The organism is Ruminococcus sp. NATIVEDY161 (genome assembly GCF_045819895.1).
GTDB lineage: Bacteria > Bacillota > Clostridia > Oscillospirales > Acutalibacteraceae > Ruminococcoides.
Genome location: NZ_CP162392.1, coordinates 712,952 through 731,120, shown reverse-complemented (window position 1 = coordinate 731,120; position 18,169 = coordinate 712,952). Strand labels below are relative to the sequence as shown.

Annotated in this window: 15 protein-coding genes; 11 read left to right on the top strand and 4 right to left on the bottom strand. The window is 44.6% G+C overall.

The window, feature by feature from the left end; genetic code table 11:
- Positions 1-199: 199 nt before the first annotated feature.
- Both AB1I50_RS03515 and tnpC read right to left on the bottom strand, forming a co-directional pair.
- Complete coding sequence (locus AB1I50_RS03515; protein ID WP_407724847.1) at positions 200-955, bottom strand: hypothetical protein; 756 nt, start codon at positions 953-955, stop codon at positions 200-202.
- 242 nt (positions 956-1,197) lie between these two features.
- Positions 1,198-2,058: an IS66 family transposase gene (gene tnpC, locus AB1I50_RS03510; RefSeq protein ID WP_407725315.1), complete on the bottom strand. Its 861-nt coding sequence runs from the start codon at positions 2,056-2,058 to the stop codon at positions 1,198-1,200.
- A gap of 1,133 nt (positions 2,059-3,191) precedes the next feature.
- On the opposite strand from tnpC, the gene AB1I50_RS03505 reads away from it, so the two are divergent.
- The 6 genes from AB1I50_RS03505 to AB1I50_RS03480 all read left to right on the top strand — a co-directional run bounded on the left by AB1I50_RS03505 (position 3,192) and on the right by AB1I50_RS03480 (position 8,079).
- Positions 3,192-4,406, top strand: coding sequence for a tyrosine-type recombinase/integrase (locus AB1I50_RS03505; RefSeq protein WP_407724845.1), 1,215 nt, complete (start codon positions 3,192-3,194; stop codon positions 4,404-4,406).
- A gap of 101 nt (positions 4,407-4,507) precedes the next feature.
- Positions 4,508-4,936, top strand: coding sequence for a helix-turn-helix domain-containing protein (locus AB1I50_RS03500; protein WP_407724844.1), 429 nt, complete (start codon positions 4,508-4,510; stop codon positions 4,934-4,936).
- Between the two features lie 168 nt (positions 4,937-5,104).
- Positions 5,105-5,527, top strand: a complete 423-nt coding sequence (locus AB1I50_RS03495) for a ribbon-helix-helix domain-containing protein (RefSeq protein ID WP_407724842.1) — start codon at positions 5,105-5,107, stop codon at positions 5,525-5,527.
- On the top strand, positions 5,514-6,920 hold the full coding sequence (mobP3, locus tag AB1I50_RS03490) for a MobP3 family relaxase (RefSeq protein ID WP_407724840.1): 1,407 nt from the start codon (positions 5,514-5,516) through the stop codon (positions 6,918-6,920). Before AB1I50_RS03495 ends, mobP3 begins: the two co-directional genes overlap by 14 nt.
- Positions 6,859-6,987 carry a DUF6809 family protein gene (locus AB1I50_RS03485; RefSeq protein WP_407724839.1) on the top strand — a complete coding sequence of 43 codons (129 nt, stop codon included), beginning with the start codon at positions 6,859-6,861 and terminating at the stop codon, positions 6,985-6,987. The genes mobP3 and AB1I50_RS03485 overlap by 62 nt, the downstream gene beginning before the upstream one ends.
- Before the next feature lie 342 nt (positions 6,988-7,329).
- On the top strand, positions 7,330-8,079 hold the full coding sequence (locus tag AB1I50_RS03480) for a hypothetical protein (RefSeq protein ID WP_407724838.1): 750 nt from the start codon (positions 7,330-7,332) through the stop codon (positions 8,077-8,079).
- Between the two features lie 739 nt (positions 8,080-8,818).
- Here the strand turns inward: AB1I50_RS03480 and AB1I50_RS03475 are convergent.
- Complete coding sequence (locus AB1I50_RS03475; RefSeq protein ID WP_407724836.1) at positions 8,819-9,751, bottom strand: hypothetical protein; 933 nt, start codon at positions 9,749-9,751, stop codon at positions 8,819-8,821.
- A gap of 282 nt (positions 9,752-10,033) precedes the next feature.
- On the opposite strand from AB1I50_RS03475, the gene AB1I50_RS03470 reads away from it, so the two are divergent.
- The 3 genes from AB1I50_RS03470 (at position 10,034) to AB1I50_RS03460 (ending at position 14,865) form a co-directional block, all read left to right on the top strand.
- Positions 10,034-11,359 carry a MurT ligase domain-containing protein gene (locus AB1I50_RS03470; protein ID WP_407724835.1) on the top strand — a complete coding sequence of 442 codons (1,326 nt, stop codon included), beginning with the start codon at positions 10,034-10,036 and terminating at the stop codon, positions 11,357-11,359.
- 1 nt (position 11,360) lies between these two features.
- A complete protein-coding gene (locus AB1I50_RS03465; protein WP_407724834.1) occupies positions 11,361-12,065 on the top strand; it encodes a type 1 glutamine amidotransferase in 705 nt (234 codons plus the stop codon).
- Between the two features lie 214 nt (positions 12,066-12,279).
- Positions 12,280-14,865: an Ig-like domain-containing protein gene (locus tag AB1I50_RS03460; protein WP_407724833.1), complete on the top strand. Its 2,586-nt coding sequence runs from the start codon at positions 12,280-12,282 to the stop codon at positions 14,863-14,865.
- 43 nt (positions 14,866-14,908) lie between these two features.
- Here AB1I50_RS03460 and AB1I50_RS03455 read toward each other — a convergent pair whose 3' ends face one another.
- Complete coding sequence (locus AB1I50_RS03455) at positions 14,909-16,993, bottom strand: glycogen debranching protein (RefSeq protein ID WP_407724832.1); 2,085 nt, start codon at positions 16,991-16,993, stop codon at positions 14,909-14,911.
- 301 nt (positions 16,994-17,294) lie between these two features.
- On the opposite strand from AB1I50_RS03455, the gene AB1I50_RS03450 reads away from it, so the two are divergent.
- Positions 17,295-17,642: a DRTGG domain-containing protein gene (locus tag AB1I50_RS03450; protein ID WP_407724830.1), complete on the top strand. Its 348-nt coding sequence runs from the start codon at positions 17,295-17,297 to the stop codon at positions 17,640-17,642.
- Positions 17,639-18,061 (top strand): ATP-binding protein, encoded by a 423-nt coding sequence (locus AB1I50_RS03445; protein WP_407724828.1) that lies wholly within the window; start codon positions 17,639-17,641, stop codon positions 18,059-18,061. The genes AB1I50_RS03450 and AB1I50_RS03445 overlap by 4 nt, the downstream gene beginning before the upstream one ends.
- Positions 18,062-18,169 lie beyond the last annotated feature (108 nt).

Genomic DNA, 18,169 nt, shown 5'->3' with positions numbered 1-18,169 from the left:
AAAATACGCCGCAAATTTACGGCATTTTTAATTAACGCTAAAGGACATTATTATTTTATCATTTATTACACTTTAACGCAATCCAAATTATCATTGCCGTTTTTGTCAAATATGCACAATAAAACAACCCCTTCGCAAAGAAACAAATCTTTGCAAAGGGGATTGAATATTTTTAATCTATATCAAAGCGAGACGCTGTTTATCCTACGAAGGGCTGAACATAGTTTACGTCGGCGCTGTCTGAGTTTGATGTGTTGTTAACTGTATTTGCGGTGTTAACTGTATTAGCGCTGCTATTTGACTGTCCGTCGTTGTAGGGCTGTACGGTGTTGTATGACTGATCGGCGTTGGAAGCTTCAACCTTGTTTCCCTTGGGGTTGTCGTTGGGATTTGTCTTTGTGTCGCCGATCGAGCCGTTGCCGGTGTTGTCTGCGCCTGTGCCGCTGTAAGGCTTAACATAGTTTGCTTCTTCACTTGTGTTGTTAGTGCTATTGTTTGAATTGGTGTTAGTGTTGGTATTTGTGCTTGTGTTTGTGTCCGCTGTGTATGTGTTGTTGCTGTTGCTGTTATTGTTGTTGTTAACCGGCGCGGCGTAGCTTGAATTGTCGGTTGTCTTGTTGTTATTTGAGGTCTTTGCTGTCTTTGTCTGAGAAGTCTTTTTGATGTTAGTATCTGTCTGCGATACCGTTGTGCTCTGTGCCGCCGGAGCGGAAGCGGATTTGTTGATTGCCGGGATTCCGAAAATGCAGAAGCCTGCGATTCCTGCCGCCAGTACGGAAGTCGCGAATACCGCGATGATTCTCTGTCTGATTGCCTTCTTCTTTCTGTCTTTCTGAATAAGAGCTACCTTTCTCTGTCTTGCCCATCTTGCGCCTTCCTGAGAGATTCCGCTGTTGTTTGTTTTTGCCTCGAAGTTGTCGTTGTAGTTGTTTCTGATTTCGTTAGTGTTTTTCATTTTTCATTTCTCCTTAATTATTGAAATTTGTCAGGGCTTGGTTTTGTTTTTATTATTTATTTGACGTTTCGCTATCTTTGACCCGCCGTTGCAAATTACTTGATTTAACTCTTCGTTTTCCAAAGGCGGCTTGGATGCAACGTCACGTTGCCCTGACTGTGGCTATATAATAACACACAGACTATGACAAAACCCTGACAAAAATCTGTAATATTTCAAGTTTTTTAAAAAATTGTAACTATTCAGTACCCCATCCCAAAAACCTGATTGATCTGACCTGATAAAACCATCTTAACCGCGTGATAAGAATCAAACCCGTTTTTGCGGGCGGTGCTAACGAACGACATTAAGCCCATGTATTCCTCTGCGCCGGTTCTGCTTCTGAAGCAGCCGCAAACCTTGGTCTTTGTTTTGATGTTGCGGATATCGCGCTCGGCTTGATTGTTGTCGAACGGAACACCGAGCTTTTCTAAAAACAGGCAGACTGCTCCCTTGTGTTTTTTGAGTCTGTCGATGAGCGCGAGAATTTTACCGCGTTTTACTCTGCCGCGTTTTTTCCTGACAGGTTCCGCAATAGGATTCTGCGCGTATGCCTCTTTTATTATGACATCGTATTCGCGTTTGTATTTTTGAATTGTAAACACGCTGAGATAATCTTTTCCTGCCGCGATCGCCTTGTCTTTTGCTCTTTTCATACGCAAAAGGTGTTCCTTGAATTTTCTCGCCCATGCTTGCTCCGGGTGATTTTCTGCAATTCCGTTCAGCTCTCTCAGAAGATGAGCGCAGCATACAGAATGCGTCACATCGTTAAACTTCCAATAGGAAGTCCAGCAATCGTGGACGATGATCCCGTGATAATCAGGAAGGACACCCGTGGATTTTATGCCTTCATAACCGCGTTTTTTGCTGACGGTCATATATGTGTAGCTTCCGTTTGAAACATTGTGAACCCAATGAAGTTTACCGTCTATGTTGGTTCCCGTTTCATCGCAATGAACCAACGGAGTTTCAGAAAGCTTTTGACGTATTAGCTCAAGTGCCGGCTTTACTTTCTCTGCACAACGGCTTACGATATTCTTAATCGTACCGGTTGAAAGAGGTATGTTGAATACGCCGCCTATCAGGGACGGAAGAACGGATTATATCAATTATCTCTTTTCGTAGCCATAAAATATCAAGTCAAAATTTGCGCCGCATAAAACAAAGAAAACGGATTTTTCAAAACTGAAAATCAACTTGGGATTTCATGCTGAAAATGCTGTCGGCAAAACTCAATAGAATAATCATATAAAAAGAAAATGCTGTGCTTAACGGAGATGGTTGAGCACAGCATTTATGATTTATGGGGGAGGGGTTTAGAATTAAATCCGGGTTGATTTGAAATTTATGGGTGAGTGTTTATCAATTACCGCGAAGTTGATTTCGGATGAATCAGAATTACCTTGATTAGCAAATATCAATAACTCAAAAAAGTATCAGTTACCCTTTTTCTGCTGATGGAAAAGTGCTGGTCTTTTGATGATGTTCCGGGATTTTTTGCAAGTTATTACCTCGATTTTGCATAAATAACTTTAACATCATTCAAAACTGAAAACACGAAAAAAGGCTTGAAACCGACGTTTCGAGCCTTGAAAGTTCAGTATTTATGCGGATAATCGTTGCGGCGTTCACGTTTGGAGACCGCTGCTCTACCAACTGAGCTATACCCCTAAATATAATGTCGCTGCAAATGAACGCGTGTCACTTGCAGAAAATATAATAACACAGACACGTGTGTTTGTCAAGATGTTTTCGTGATAAAAACGCGGAATCGCAATTCTTTTTAAAAGATTTTTTCCGGATTTTTTCCGGAAAGACGTGTGTTTTGCGTGCGAGCAGCAAAGCCGTTATGATAAACTATGCCGCACTACTCACACGCTTTTTCCGTGGTCTGTGACCGCTGCTTGGGCACGGTTGAAAAAACACGTCCTGAGTTACTTTTTTCGGTGGCTGCGATGTGGCTGCCAAAATGAAGAAATCCCCATAGTTTGACAAAATGCCGAACTATGGGAATTTTTTATGCCCGAAAAAGCATTGTCCAGATTATCGCCCACTGAATCGTGTAAAATTGGAGTATGGGAAGTTGTAATAGTTGGTTTTCCACAATTTTTTGCCGTAATTTTTGTCAGGGGTTTTGCTGGATAATGACCACTGCTTGTGGTATTGTTGTGGTTACCAAAAATAGGAGGTCGATACGATGAAACGAGAATTATTAGACAACGGAAACATTTGGCAGAAGTCGGATGGCAGATGGATTGGCATGGTGCGATACAAGGATGAGTTCGGCGTTGCTCAACGCAAGAGCTTTTCCAGCAAGAAAAAGAAAACGCTACAAGCGAAGATGACTGAGTATGTCAAGAACTTCAATGAACAAGTCGCCAATTCGGATGAAGCCCGGAAACCGCTGAAAGAGAGTATGAAGAATTGGCTGCGCGTGTACAAGTACCCGGAAGTAGAGCGCACAACATATGACCGCTATGAATGCACTGCTGAACACCAAATCTATCCCTACATTGGGAATAAACCAGTCGGAGACGTGACAACTGCTGACATCAAGAAGTTGCTCACCAAGCACATGAATAACGGATATGCCTTCACAACAAGCAAGAAAGCTTACTCGCTGCTAAAGATGTTCTTTAAACAGCTATATCAGGAAGGTGCAATACCAAACAATCCAATGGCTCTAATCGATATGACGAAGAAAGATAACTACCTTGCTGCTCAAAACAAGGAAAGCAAACCGCAGTGTGATTTGGTGGTCGTATTCACGGATGAAGAATTGGAGAAAATCAAAGAGGAAGCTTTTAAGAAATTTGCTAACGGTAAGCCCGTCTACCAACAAGCGGCGGCGTATTTCCTGATGCTCAACACAGGATTGAGAGCAGGAGAGCTGTGCGGTATTATCAACAGCGACATAGACCTCGAACACCGTGTAATACACTTGCAACGCGGCGTAAAAGAAGTACACGTTCGTGACGGCTTGGAATATGTGCCAAAGTTGGAGGTCAAGGTTGGCAAGCTGAAAAGCAAAACGAGCAAACGTGACGTGCCGCTCAATGACAACGCAATTGAGATGATACAGAAATTGCGCGAGGAATTGTATCTCGGTGAGGACGCTCCGCTCATACCGGACGAGAACGGCAACTTCACTAACCCACGCAATATGCGAAACCGATTCTATCGCATACTTGACGCAATAGGGTTACCGCATAAAGGTTTGCATACGTTCAGGCATACATTCGCAACACGCCTTATCAACGGCGTAAAACAACCGGATGGAAGTGTGAAAGCTTTGTCCGTAAAGCAGGTTGCAGAGCTGCTTGGGCATACCACCTCGGAAATTACAGAAATCTACTATGTGAAGCGCGACACTACAAGACTTGCCGGACTGACCGATAACTTCAATCTGTAATGCAAAGGCAGAGCAGAGAGCACCGACTCTGCTCTGCACCATTTCTCTTTGCGTTTGAAATTTGAGCCACATGAAACAAAGAAACCGGAGGAACTAAAAACATGTATAAATACAACCAAACGCCGCAGGGGCGGTATCACGGTCCTCTCCCTGTACGTAATTTCTTTCCTTTGCCGAATGCTATTTTCGACCTCGGGCTGACAGCGGAGGAAATTGCCGTCTATGCTTTTCTGATGAAGTGCGAGGACAGGCGAACCTACACTTGCTATCCAAGCTACAAAACGATTGGCAGAGCAATCGGGAAAAGCAAAAACACTGTTATCAAATATGTAAATATGCTTGAAGAAAAAGGTTTAATCACCAAGCACAAAACCTTTGTGGTAACCAAGGACGGTAAGGCGTGGAACGGAAATCTGATGTTTGGAATCGCGCCCATCAGAGGTGCGTGGGACGTTTATTACTATCATCAAATGTGGGATAGGAATGGTATCCCGTACATCAAGCAAAATAAGCGCAAAAAACGCCGGTGATTATTTGAAGCAGGTAAAAGCGAGCCGTCCTTTGGTGGACGGCTCGCGAAGGACATCGGACGGCAGAGCCGACCGTTGTGCAGTTTCAGGAGAACAATCGCAGCGCTTTTGAGGGAGTCCTCACTATTTGCGGCGTTTGTGTGAACGAGAAATTTTCAGGAGGAAAATATGGAAGAATTTAAGAAGGTTACTATCAGTTTTACGAAAGACCAATTGGAAAAGTTGGACGAAATTATGTCAAAAGAACAGGGCTATACGCGCAGTTCTTTGGTACGTGAGGCGGTGGATTACTACCTTGGCTACTTCGCTCAAAAGGGAAGTGTCAGTTATTTGTCGCCAATCATCAGTCAAAATATCAAGCTGGTGCTCGGCAGATTTGAAGAAAATTTGAGCGAGATGTTGTTCAAGTTAGCGGTTGAGGTGAGCAAAAGTAATATCCTTTCTGCTCGAAACAGTGACCTCAACGACTACGCTCTGAATTATTTGAATGATGTTTCCGAGCAGCTTGTCGCTGAACATAACGGTGTGCTTGACCTTGAACGCGCACAGGATTTCGCTGAAGCTGATTATTTTGGTGATGAAAATGGCTAAGATAATTGTCTCATGTCGCTTTCAAAAGAGCGCAAAAGATATGGCTGACCTCATAAGATATATGGCGACTCGTGAGGGCGTTGAGAAGTTGCCGAGCGGAAATAAATATAGCATCGCCACCCAAAAACAGCACGACCTCATTCTTTCTACGGTAAAACATTTCCCTCAAAGCAAAAAGTTCCTTGAATACAATGACTACTACGCCATGCCTACAAGGGAAAATGCGAATGAATTTCTCGACGCAGTCACGGAGAGATACGCTGACCGCGCAAGTGAATTAAAGGGCTTGGTCAACTACATTTCAAACCGACCCGGCGTTGAAAAGCTCGGTTCACACGGATTATTTACGCAGTTTGATATGTCAATCGATCTCGATACGGTCGCGGAACGGGTCGCCAATCACGACGGTGTTATCTGGACAGAGGTGGTAAGTCTGCGCCGTGAGGATGCAGAACGACTGCACTTTAACAACGCTGAAGCATGGAAAAATCTCGTGCGACGCAATATGAATGAGATTGCCAAAGCTCATCGAATCAAGGTGGAGGACTTGGAATGGTACGGTGCGTTTCATAATACAACGCACCATCCGCATATTCATCTGGTGATTTTCTCGAAAGGGCAGGAGGGATTTCTCTCTGAAAAGGGAATCAAAGAACTGCGCCGGGCGTTTGGTCAGGACATTTTTCGTAACGAACAATACAAGCTGGCGACCATAGAAACGGGTTATCGAAATGAGTTGAAAGATAATTTGGCTGACCTGTTACAACATATTCAGGCGCGGCAATCGCTCCCTAATGCCAACTATTATCTTTTTCTGTTGAGGAAAATCAAAGATGAAATACAACAGCAGAAAGGGAAGAAGCTCTATGGCTATCTACCAAGGAAGATGAAAAAGTTGGTAGATTTCGCTTTGCATGAGTTCGCTAAAGACGATGTTTTATCTGAAATCTATGCAAAATGGAACGATGTCAACCGGAAAAAGTTGAGCCTTTACTACGACACAAAGGACAAGCCCGACGTGCCGATTGAGAAGAACCCGGAGCTGCGTTCGCTGAAAAATATGCTTATCAGGACAGCGTTAGGTATAAACTATGATGCTCCGGTTGCAATCAACAACGCGCGTATCAGTTTTTTGTTCTCCATGTTGGCAAAGCAAATTGTCAACAGCGTAGGCAAAAGACTGGACGAACTCAACAAGACGATGCCCAAAACGGATAGCAAAGAGCGCTCAAAGATTCATGAGAAAAAGCAGGCTCACGGGCAGAAAGAAGGCGCAGATGGTACCGGTATTGATGATGAAGTCTACGACAGCCAAGCTGTAGAGGGAAGAAATGCAAACTGTAGAAAAGCTAAAAGACGCTTTGACGGAGCAAAGCAGCTTATGCGAGTGTGAAGGTTTCATCAACGGCTTTCGATTAGGCGTCAGGCTGATGGTGGAATCTTTTTACGGTAGACAATAACAAATCGCCCGGCAACATGTTGTGCGCTGCTGGGCGGTTCTGTTGCTTATCGTGTAGATTATGAGCTCGACGAAAATTGCTAAAGATTGATACAGTGAAAAAATAAGCACCCTGTTTCGCCGTGTGTTGTTCTGTTTGCGAGTTTTTGGAGAAAGGAAAGTACCGGTCTGAAAACTTCGCACCGTTTTTGGGCGTTTTATCGTGGCTTGTGAGCGTTATCCTGATTTGAAAGGTTATAGATAAGATATACGGCTATCATTTAGCTTAGGTGTTTTATCTAAAAATATAGTATATGGAGTTTAATTGTGTTATAATAAAACTATTACTTACATGGAGATATATATGGATTATAAGAATTGGAAAAAAGATGATTTCGAATGTATTACTTTATCTTCTCTTTTGATGGAAAAAGCAAATGAATTTAAAACAGCTTTGCTCAAATGTGTTGAACTTTCTCCTAACCCGGAAATATCTGATTTGATTAACATTCATAATATGGAAAGGTTTGAAAATATAATAAAATCTATTTGCGAGAAGGTAAAACAAATAAGTAATCGCGTTTTAAACTCTGACACTGGTGATAGCGCAGTTGAATTTGAAACATGGATATTACTTGGGTCGATGACAGAATTCGCTTTACAATCATTTTTATCTATATATTTTGATGATTATCAAAATACAAAATGGCAGCAGTGGGAAGATTTTAATAAGGATGAAGTTTTAAAACACATAAAGGATACATTAAATGTTTTGGTTGAAAAAGATGTTATTTCTTCAAATCAGAAAAAATCAATTGTGGAAAATGCTAATCAACACATAAAAACTCATATAAAGGAACATCGCGTTGAGAATATATCTTTAGAAGAGTTGATTCAATTATATAATCATATTCAGGTGCTAAAAGATGATGAAATCAAAATGCTACGGATCATCCAAATCAACAGGAACTGTATTCACTCTTTTAAGAGTCGTGAGATTGGCGATTATAATGAATTGATGAGATGCGTATATTTCTATATCTGCCTGCTAGATATACTCATTCAAGGACTTCCTGATTGCGATTGTTATGACGATTACTGCATTGTTTTATAAACACTTTTAACTTCAAATAAGTTTTTTCATTGTGATGTACACTTAAGAATAAACAGACTACAGTACGAAGAAAGGAATGCGATTGTTAAAATCTACGCAAAAATTCTTGTTGCTTTCCAATGCAGTGCCTGTTATAATTTTCTTAGGGCATCTATCCTTTGGTTGATTATTATGTGATAAATGTATTATACAAAATCTGAAGTTTCCTTTACCAAGCAGGATTTATTTTTTGGTAAAAGCCTGTTTTGGATGAGCTTTGATACAAAAAGAATATACATGTTACATCTTAAAAGCGTATTATACGATACAAAAGTAATATGATGGGGCTGAGAATAAATGGAATACAATAAGATAAGAAAATATTTTAATATTACTCTTTCCGATGAAGAACTATCAAAAATATTGTGCCATTCAAGTGCTAATATTGATAAAACCATTAAAATTACAAACTCCTTTTATTATTCGTATGGAAGAGCTGCTATCAACGCAGCAATATCATTCTTTTTAGAGTCAGCCTATAAAAAATATGATAAAACTGATATAGTGAAGCAAATATCAATTCTTCGTAGATTAACTGAAGAACAACTAAAGTTTGTCGATGAACTTGTAACAAAACAAATCAAAAAGGGTCAGCCGCTCACTCATATTTATTCCGAACACGAAGCGGAGTTGCCGATATCTTTGAGAAGCCTTTACAACTACATAGACAACGGCTGGCTCCATGTGCGTAACATTGACCTTAGACGAAAGGTGACTTACAAGCCAAGGAAAAAGAGGAAGAAAAGCGAGAAAGCAGCTGACGGAGATCAGTTTTATTATCGTTATGAGCATACCTACCAGTAGCAGTATTTTCTGTAATCAAGCCGCCGTTGATAAATAAGCCGGGATTGCTTGCAGCGATGCTTTCTGTGCCGCCTGATGTGCCGCCGGAACTCGGAACTGATATGCCGTCGATTGTTGCGTTCATAGATATTGGATTTGTCTTAGCAAAATGATATCCGGAAGCAAAAACACCCGCTCCTCCTGATGCCTTATTACCGCTTATAGTACCGCTAATGAGGTTAAATCTGCTATTTAATTTATTGATATTTCCGGCGCCAACCATTGCCACGCCGCCACCGAAATCAGTCGCTTCGCAGTTGCTGCCAATACCGCAGTTATCTATATTACCGCCATTCATAACAAACGTTCCGCCTTCAACCGTAACGCCACCGCCGAGGTAGTTGTCACCCTTGTGATTTTTAAGTGTTACATTGTTGTTCATTATGCAAGTAGAACCGCGCTTAATGTATACAAGACCGGGATCATGATGAGACTGATTATCACCTTCTATAATTAATTTAGAGATCTCGTCACCAAGATTTACCTTCGCTCCGTTTTCAATATAAAATGCATAGTTGGATGTAAAAATGGTGTGACCGTTACCGATAACAGTGACAACCGCACTTTCTTTTTTAATTGACATGGAGCCGTTTTCAATATCTCCGGTCAGGTTAATTACATACTCTCCGCCGTTTGTGTTGATTTCATAACAAACAGTTTCGAGTTCTGTTGCTGAGCCTACATCTTTTACAGTTACACTATCCTCGGCGTATACCGTCAGGGGGAGCGCAGTAAAAAGCAACGCTACGGACAAGAGTATACATAAATACTTTGCGACGGTCTTTTTCATTAGGACACATCCTTTGCGTTAAATTTGTACATAAACAACAAATTATTTTGTTTATGTACATTTTTTATGCTTATATCACAAATTGACGGCAAAGTCAATACATATACTATATTGCTTTGTGATTTTTTGCGATTTTTTTACCGAAAAATCTTCCGCTATAAGCCGTTTTCACGATGTCTCTACTTGTATAATCGGAGTGAGAAGCGCAAAAAGCAATTAGCTATTGAAAAACACAGCGTTTTGGCTTATAATGTAACTATATTTTATTTACGGAGAATTGTTATGAAGGTATTTTTTACTGTATTAATCTGCAAGCTGCTCAGGTTTGTCGGCAGGCTTATCGGCAAGGGCAGCAGCTTCCCCGGTCAGATTGCGCTTAAAATCTGTCCGGATATTCTCAGCAGGGTAGAGCTTCCCGAGTTTATCATCGCCGTAACAGGCAGCAACGGCAAGACCTCTACGGTTGAGATGATAGCTCATATTCTGATGAAAAACTGCAAAACCGTGTCGTGGAACCGCGAGGGCTCAAACCAAATTGAGGGCGTAACCACCCTTGTGCTGGGCAGCTCAACGCTTTCGGGCAAGGTCAAGAGCGACATCCTGCTTATCGAAAGCGACGAACGCTTTGCAAGATATACGTTTAAATATATCAAGCCTACCCACTACGTAATCACCAACCTCTACCGCGACCAGCTAACCAGAAACGGCCATCCCGAGTGGGTTTACGACGCGATTGCTGACAGCATTTACGACGGAACCCAGCTTATCCTCAACGCCGACGATCCGCTCGTTTCGCGCTTTGGAATCGGCAGGGAAAATGTGGTATGGTTCGGCGCGGACAAGCTCTCGACCGATACCGAAAATCTCGTCAGCGCCTACAACGACGGCGCATATTGCCCTGTTTGCAAGGCTCCGATGACCTACAGCACCTACCACTATAATCACATCGGTCATTTTCAGTGCACAAAGTGCGGCTACAAGCGTAGTGACACCGCCTACACAATCACAGCGGTTGACCTCGACAACGGCGTTATGGAGATTGACGGCAAGTATAAAATTTCACTCGCGCTCAAATCGCTTTATAACATCTACAATATTCTCTCAGCCTATACCGTCGCGAGAATTGTCGGCATTGACGGCGCGGAAATCGCTCGCGATATGGGCGACTACGTGCTAAAAAACGGCAGGGTTATTACCTTTGAGCTCGGCAACAGAACGGGAACTCTGCTCACCTCAAAGCACGAGAACAGCATTTCCTACGACCAAAGCCTGCGCGTAGCCTCGGCTTACAAGGACGGCTGCGACGTGCTGATTATCGTCGACGCGGTCAGCAGAAAGTACTTTACAAGCGATGTTTCGTGGTTGTGGGATATCGACTTCGATATGCTCAATTCTCCGAATGTAGGCGAGATTGTCCTCGCAGGAAAGTACGTAAACGACCTCGGAATGAGGTTCTCATTCACTGATATTCCGTCTGACAAAATCAAGCTGTTTGAGGATATCCCCGAGGCTGTCGATTACCTCGACAACGGCAGCGGAAGGTATATCTACGCGATTACCTGCTTCTCGGACAAGGGTAAATTTTTGGCGAAGGTAAAGGGTGAATGATATGAAAATTCTGCATCTTTATTATGATATTATGAATCTCTACGGCGACTACGGCAACGTGAGCGTGCTCGAAAGACTGATTGCTCAGAGCGGTACGGACTGCGAGGTTGTTAAAAAATCGCTAGGTGACAACGTTGATTTTAACGATTACGGCTTTGTGTTCATCGGCTCGGGAACCGAGAAAAACCAAAAGCTCGTGCTTGAGGATTTTAAAAGGCTTGCGGACGGATTTAAGGCGTATGTCGAAGCGGACAAGCCTGCACTGCTCACGGGCAATTCCTTTGAAATGCTCGGCAAAACCATAACCGATTGCGACGGGGGAGAGCACAGCGGTCTCGGAATGTTCGACTTTACCGTGACCGAGCAGAACAAAACGAGGATGACCGCCGACGCGATTTTCGAATGTGACTTCCTCGACAGACCGCTTGTCGGCTTTGTCAACAAGTGCTCTCAAATTACGGGAATTACAGACCACGCATTTACCGTTAAGCGCGGACTTGCCGATAACGAGAGCGATAAGACCGAGGGCTTAAAATATAAAAACCTGATCGGAACCCACCTCACAGGTCCGGTGGTTGTGAAAAATCCGCATTTCGCGGAGTACCTCGCGAGTCTGCTAATCAGCGGCGAAATTAACAGCGAATGTCTTGAACTCGCGAAAAAGGGCTTTGAAGTAACGCTTGCCGAGCTAAGCAAGGATAACTAAAATTCTACAGAAGAAATATAGAGGCAGCCTTCGCGGTTGTCTCTTGCTTTTTTACCTTTTTTCGGTATTTTTCGGCATAAGAATTATCTATGTGAAAATTTTATGAAAACTTACACTCTAAATATTGACTTTTGTGGATAAATACTATACAATATTCTCATAATGAATTTTGGAGGAATATGTCGTGAACTTGCCGCGCAAAATTATATCCCTATTGCTTGCTCTGTCGATTTTGACGGCGGCAGGCGTATTTAGCTGCGCCTTCGCGGCGGAAAATTCAAATTCAAATCAGCAAAAAATAACCGTAACCGCCGAAAAAATCAAAAAGGACGGCACGTATATCGCTATTCAAAACGCGCTTGAAATCGCGCGTAAAAACGCGACCGACTCAAAGCACTATGTTGTTGAGGTCGAGCCGGGCGAGTACAGCATCACCAAAACCCTGATGATTTTCAGCAACACCCACCTTGTGCTGACGGACGTAACACTTAACCGCAGTCAGGCGAGCACCTCAAATATGCTCCGGATCGGCAATTTCGACACCGAAAAATCAGGCGCTTCGGGCTACGACGCATACAAAAACATCATAATTCAGGGCGGCACGTTCGACGGCGGCGGAACTCAAAATACTATTTTGAAGGCGGCTCACGCCACTAATTTCACAATTCAAAGCACGAATTTCAGAAACGTAAACAACAGCCATATTATGGAAATCGCAGGTATTGACGGCTTCGCGGTCAAGAACTGCTCGTTCAAAAACCAGCATATGGACAGCGAAAAAATCGGCTACGAGGCGATTCAGCTCGACATCCTCAAAAAAGGCCATATCTACGACTGCCGTTCCGAGGCTCTGCCGATGAACAACGTCAGGATTGAAAACTGCCTGTTCGACGACTGCCCCAGAGGTATCGGCACTCACACAGCGATTTATAACGCACCGTTCAACGGAATTTTAATTAAGAGCAACCGCTTCACGAACCTCGGCAGCGCGGCGATTCAGGGAATGAACTGGAAGAACGTCAAGATTGTCGGCAACTCGATTGAGAACACCCCGAGGGGCATTACGCTCTACTCAATGATGGGCGGCGGCGACGGTACGTTTTTGGCAGGAGTTCTCGCGGATGAGGGCAAGACCGAAACAAATATTTCCGAGAGCTATCAGGAGCCCTGCAACGGCAACATTCTGATTGCGGAAAACTCAATCAACCACTGCGGCGCGGTCGAGGACGTTTACGCAAACTACGAATGTGAGGGTATCTCGCTTGTCGGCGCAAGGCTGGATAAGGTTTACGATGAAAATTCCGACGGCAGCGGCGGTCTGCCAAAGGGCGAATATTTCCTCGAGGGCGTGACCGTCCGCAACAACTTCATCAGCGTTAAAGGTCACGGAATTCGCGCGAAAAACGTCCGCAATGCTTCCTTCACCGACAACGTAATCAACTGCGGCGAAAACGACTTTAACAAGTCGATTTACCAAGGAATTAAAGTCTACGACAACAGCAAAATAAACTTTATCGACGGCAACAGCATATACGGAAGCGATAACTTCGGAATTGACGTCGAGGACGCAAAGGTCACTGTTATCCGCAACAATTCCATCGACCAGTCGGGCGACTGCGGAATTTGCCTGTGGGACAACAGCTACAGCGCTGATATTTCCGACAACTACATCAAGTCGTCCGGCAAAAACGCTATGTCAATTCAGAGCACGTCCCAGGCGGATTACATCGGCAACAACTTCTTTTACGATAACAAAATCAACCGCATTGACGTGTGGAAAAACTCAAAGGCGAAGCTCGGAAGCAACACCGTCGAAAACCTCGATTTGACCGAGTTTTCACTCAGCTACGGCTATACCGATTTGGCTGTGGGCGAGGCGTTCGGACTGAATACAACGCTCACGCCGTCGAAAGCAAAGGCTAAGTTCAACTGGGTTTCGTCAAACAGCAACGTCGCGAGGGTTGACAGGCTCGGAAATGTTTCCGGACTTTCACCCGGCAAAACCATAATTACCGCGACAGCACTAAACGGACTTAAGGCAAGCTGTACCGTGACGGTTTATCCCGCGCCGAAAAATATCGCGGTAGGGGAGAAAATGCTCATTCTCGGCAAGGGGGAGAAGTTTAACCTCGGCACGGTACTAAGCGAGAATTCGTCCGTGCATAAGGTCAACTACACCACCAGCAATCCAAACGCCGTGGGCTTTGTCTCGGACAACGGCGTAATTCAGGCTAAGCACATCGGTACGGCTACCGTTGTCGCAAGCCTCTTTAACGGACTGCACGACAACTGCAATATCATCGTCAAGGAAGCTCCTGCAAGCCTAAAGCTCAACCGCAGTAAGCTGAATATGGGACTGGGCGAGGAGTTTGTGCTCGAGGCGATTATCCCCGACAACTCCGCTTCAAGTATTTCAATGTACTCCGACAATCCGCGCGTAGTCGACGTAGACGAAAACGGCAGACTTAAGGCGAAGGGACTCGGCACGGCGGTAATCACGGCGCAGACCTTCAACGGACTGACCGCCAAGTGTACGGTTACGGTTAAGGAAGCCCCTGATAACATCGAGCTGAACTCGACAAATATCAAGATAAAAACCGGTCAGACGATTAAACTGGTTGCAAAGCTTACCGAGGGCACGGCTTCAAACGAGCTTGTGTTCAAGTCAAGCGATACCTCGGTCTGCAAAATAGACAAGGCGACCGGCGTAATAACAGCCAAGTCGCCCGGAACTTCAAGGGTGAGCGTGACCACCTACAACGGTCAGTCGAGCTCGATTGAAGTGAATGTAGTAAATTAATTCCAATCAAAAAATCCACCGGAAATTCCGGTGGATTTTACTTTTACCATAATTTTTCCGCAACAAGCGCGATAACGCTCCTGCCCTGCATTTTAATTCTTCTGTCGTGGAGCAAAATATTGCTGTGCTCGCAAATTACCTTGTCGGCATTTTTGCCGGTGTCAACGTACAGCTTCCAAACATAGCCTGTCGGCAGTCCGGGCAGCTCAACGTCGCAGCTCTCCCAGTGGGCGTTAATGCCGAAGTACACAATCTCGTCCCTTGCCGGGTCGTCGCCGGCAGCGCCTGCGTACATAACCGCGACCATCCTTGATTCGCCGTTAAAGTCGGTTTTCCACGGCTGGGCAGAATGGATACTCTCCGGCGGCAGAGTGCAGGTGCACTCACGCCTGTTCTTTGTGATAACGTGGAAGCGCTTTCTGAACGCTATCATATACTTAAAGAACTCAAAAACGTCGCTGTACTTTTCTTTTCTGCTCCAGTCAAGCCACGAGATAATATTGTCCTGACAGTAGGGGTTGTTGTTGCCGAACTGCGTGTTGCAGAACTCATCTCCCGACAGGAACAGCGCCGCGCCGCGGCTGCACATAAGGGTTGCAAAGGCGTTTTTAATCAGCTTAACTCTCAGCGCGTTTATGTTCGGATCGTTGGTTTCACCCTCAAAGCCGCAGTTCCAGCTGTTGTTGTCATCAGCGCCGTCGGTGTTGTTCCAGCCGTTTCTCAGGTTGTGCTTTTGGTTGTAGGAGTATAAATCGTAAAGCGTAAATCCGTCGTGGCAGGTGAGGAAGTTAACCGAAGCGCAAGCTCCTCTGTACGACGGGTCGTACAGATCCTTAGAGCTTGTAAGCCTGTGAGCCGCAGCCCAAGCCAAGCCGCCGTCGCCTTTTAAAAATCTTCTCAGGTCGTCGCGGTACTTGCCGTTCCACTCAGCCCAGCGGTTCCAGTTGGGGAAGCTTCCTACCTGATAAAGTCCGCCTGCGTCCCAAGCCTCGGCAATCAGCTTTGTGCTTCTCAAAATCGGATCGAACGCAAGGCTCTTTAACAGCGGCGGCTGATCCATCGGAGTGCCGTCCTCGTTACGTCCCAAAATCGACGCGAGGTCAAAGCGGAAGCCGTCAACCTTGTACTCGGTAACCCAGTAGCGCAGACAGCTCTTGATAAAGTCGCGCACAATCGGGTGATTGCAGTTGAGCACGTTGCCGCAGCCGCTGAAATTGTAGTATTTTCCGTCGGGAGTCAGCATATAGTAGATGTTGTTGTCAATTCCCTTAAAGCTGAAGAACGGTCCCATCTCGTTGCCCTCGGCGGTGTGGTTGAACACAACGTCAAGAATAACCTCAATACCGTTTGTCTTTAGGTCGCGGATAAGCTCCTTAAGCTCCGTACCCTCGCGGTGATGCTCGTGGTCGGCTTCGTAGCTGGTGTTCGGCGCGAAAAAGCAAACCGTGTTGTAGCCCCAGTAATCGTATAGCTGCTCGCCCTCGTAGTGGCGGTCGGCTCCGCACTCGTCAAACTCAAAAATCGGCATAAGCTCAACGGCGTTAATTCCGAGCTCCTTAAGGTAGGGGATTTTCTCGCGGATAGCCGCGAATGTGCCCGGGTGCTCTACTCCCGAGGATTCGTGACGGGTAAAGCCCCTTACGTGCAGCTCATAGATAATAAGCTCCTCAAGGGGAATTGACGGGGTTTTGAAGTTGCCCCAGTCCCAGTCGTTGAACACAACTCTCGCCTTGTAGACCTTCTCCTGCTGATGCTTGCCCCACTCGCTCTGACCTGTAACAGCCTTTGCGTAGGGGTCAAGAATAATCCTGCTCTTGTCAAAAATCAGTCCCTTTTTGGGGTCGTGAGGACCGTCAAAGGAGTAGGCGTACTCAAATTTATTAACTTCAAGTCCAAAGACAATTATGGCGTATGTATTGCCGACTCTGTACGAATCGGGAAAAGGAATTCTCGCGTAGGGTTCGTTTTCTCCGGGGTGGAATAATAGAAGCGTACACGAGGTAGCATAGAATGAGCTAATCGTAAAGTTAACTCCGCCGCGCACCGGCATTGCGCCCTCGCTGTCATAATAACCCGGTCTCACGTCATAACCGCAGATATTGTCGGTAGGATATAAATCCCTAAGCATTACAGCACCTCTTTATATAATTCATCTATATGATTTTAACATTATATTTATTATTTTTCAATAAAGAAATTAAAAAAATTCGACATTTTTTTCTTTCCAATTTTGGCCATATACTAACCATATACTAACTTGCGGACAAATTATGACAACTTTGCTGTTTTAATCACAAATAGTAATATTTATCTTAATTTTTCGTATTGTGTTTGTATTTTTTATATGTTATAATAGCTTTGTGCATTATGCTTTTATAAAACCACGGGCAGGCGTTTTTTTACTGCCGCCTCAAGAAAGGGTGTAAACTATGGTTGTAAAGGATATTATTGATATTTTAGAGGGAGAAATCATCTGCGAAGGCGACCTTAATCAGGAGATTAAAACCGCCTGCGGCTCCGATATGATGAGCGACGTGCTCGCTTTTGTAAAGGATCAGTCCGTGCTTTTGACAGGCCTTGTAAATCCCCAGGTTGTTCGTACCGCCGAGATGATGGATATGGCGTGTATCGTATTCGTTCGCGGAAAAATGCCCGACGACTCCATCATTAACCTTGCCGAGGCAAGGGGCATTACCCTTATAAAAACCCGTTTCAGAATGTTCACCGCCTGCGGACTTCTTTATTCCAACGGTCTTTCGGGAGGAACAAAGGTATGAGCAACGCTATACACCTTCATTACGACGTTTCGGCTGAGGATTTTACCCGTGCAGGCGAGGCGAGCGGCTTTGTAAAAAAGAGGCTCAAATCTCTCGGCTTCAATCCCGACGCAATCAGGCGCGTGGCAATCGCCATGTACGAGGCTGAAATCAATATGGTAATCCACGCCAACGGCGGCTTTTGCGACGTCGACATCTATCCCGACAGAATTGAAATTCTGCTTTCCGATAAAGGCCCCGGAATTCCCGATGTTGACAAGGCTATGCAGGAGGGCTTTTCAACCGCGCCCGACAACGTGCGTTCACTCGGCTTCGGCGCAGGTATGGGACTTCCCAACATCAAAAAATATACCGACGATATGCGCATTGAAACCACAATCGGCGTCGGTACAAATGTATATCTTACGGTAAAAGTTTAACGGCTTGTATTACGCTCTATAATAATTTTTGGAGCGAAGCTGAGGTGTTGTCCAAATGTTTGATTTGGGTAACAACACCCATTCCATGCGATGACCCTTAATTTTCCA

Coding starts and splice junctions, on each gene's coding strand:
- AB1I50_RS03515 (WP_407724847.1), bottom strand. CDS start 955: ATGAAAAACACTAACGAAATCAGAAACAACTACAACGACAACTTCGAG.
- AB1I50_RS03505 (WP_407724845.1), top strand. CDS start 3,192: ATGAAACGAGAATTATTAGACAACGGAAACATTTGGCAGAAGTCGGAT.
- AB1I50_RS03500 (WP_407724844.1), top strand. CDS start 4,508: ATGTATAAATACAACCAAACGCCGCAGGGGCGGTATCACGGTCCTCTC.
- AB1I50_RS03495 (WP_407724842.1), top strand. CDS start 5,105: ATGGAAGAATTTAAGAAGGTTACTATCAGTTTTACGAAAGACCAATTG.
- mobP3 (WP_407724840.1), top strand. CDS start 5,514: ATGAAAATGGCTAAGATAATTGTCTCATGTCGCTTTCAAAAGAGCGCA.
- AB1I50_RS03485 (WP_407724839.1), top strand. CDS start 6,859: ATGCAAACTGTAGAAAAGCTAAAAGACGCTTTGACGGAGCAAAGCAGC.
- AB1I50_RS03480 (WP_407724838.1), top strand. CDS start 7,330: ATGGATTATAAGAATTGGAAAAAAGATGATTTCGAATGTATTACTTTA.
- AB1I50_RS03475 (WP_407724836.1), bottom strand. CDS start 9,751: ATGAAAAAGACCGTCGCAAAGTATTTATGTATACTCTTGTCCGTAGCG.
- AB1I50_RS03470 (WP_407724835.1), top strand. CDS start 10,034: ATGAAGGTATTTTTTACTGTATTAATCTGCAAGCTGCTCAGGTTTGTC.
- AB1I50_RS03465 (WP_407724834.1), top strand. CDS start 11,361: ATGAAAATTCTGCATCTTTATTATGATATTATGAATCTCTACGGCGAC.
- AB1I50_RS03455 (WP_407724832.1), bottom strand. CDS start 16,993: ATGCTTAGGGATTTATATCCTACCGACAATATCTGCGGTTATGACGTG.
- AB1I50_RS03450 (WP_407724830.1), top strand. CDS start 17,295: ATGGTTGTAAAGGATATTATTGATATTTTAGAGGGAGAAATCATCTGC.
- AB1I50_RS03445 (WP_407724828.1), top strand. CDS start 17,639: ATGAGCAACGCTATACACCTTCATTACGACGTTTCGGCTGAGGATTTT.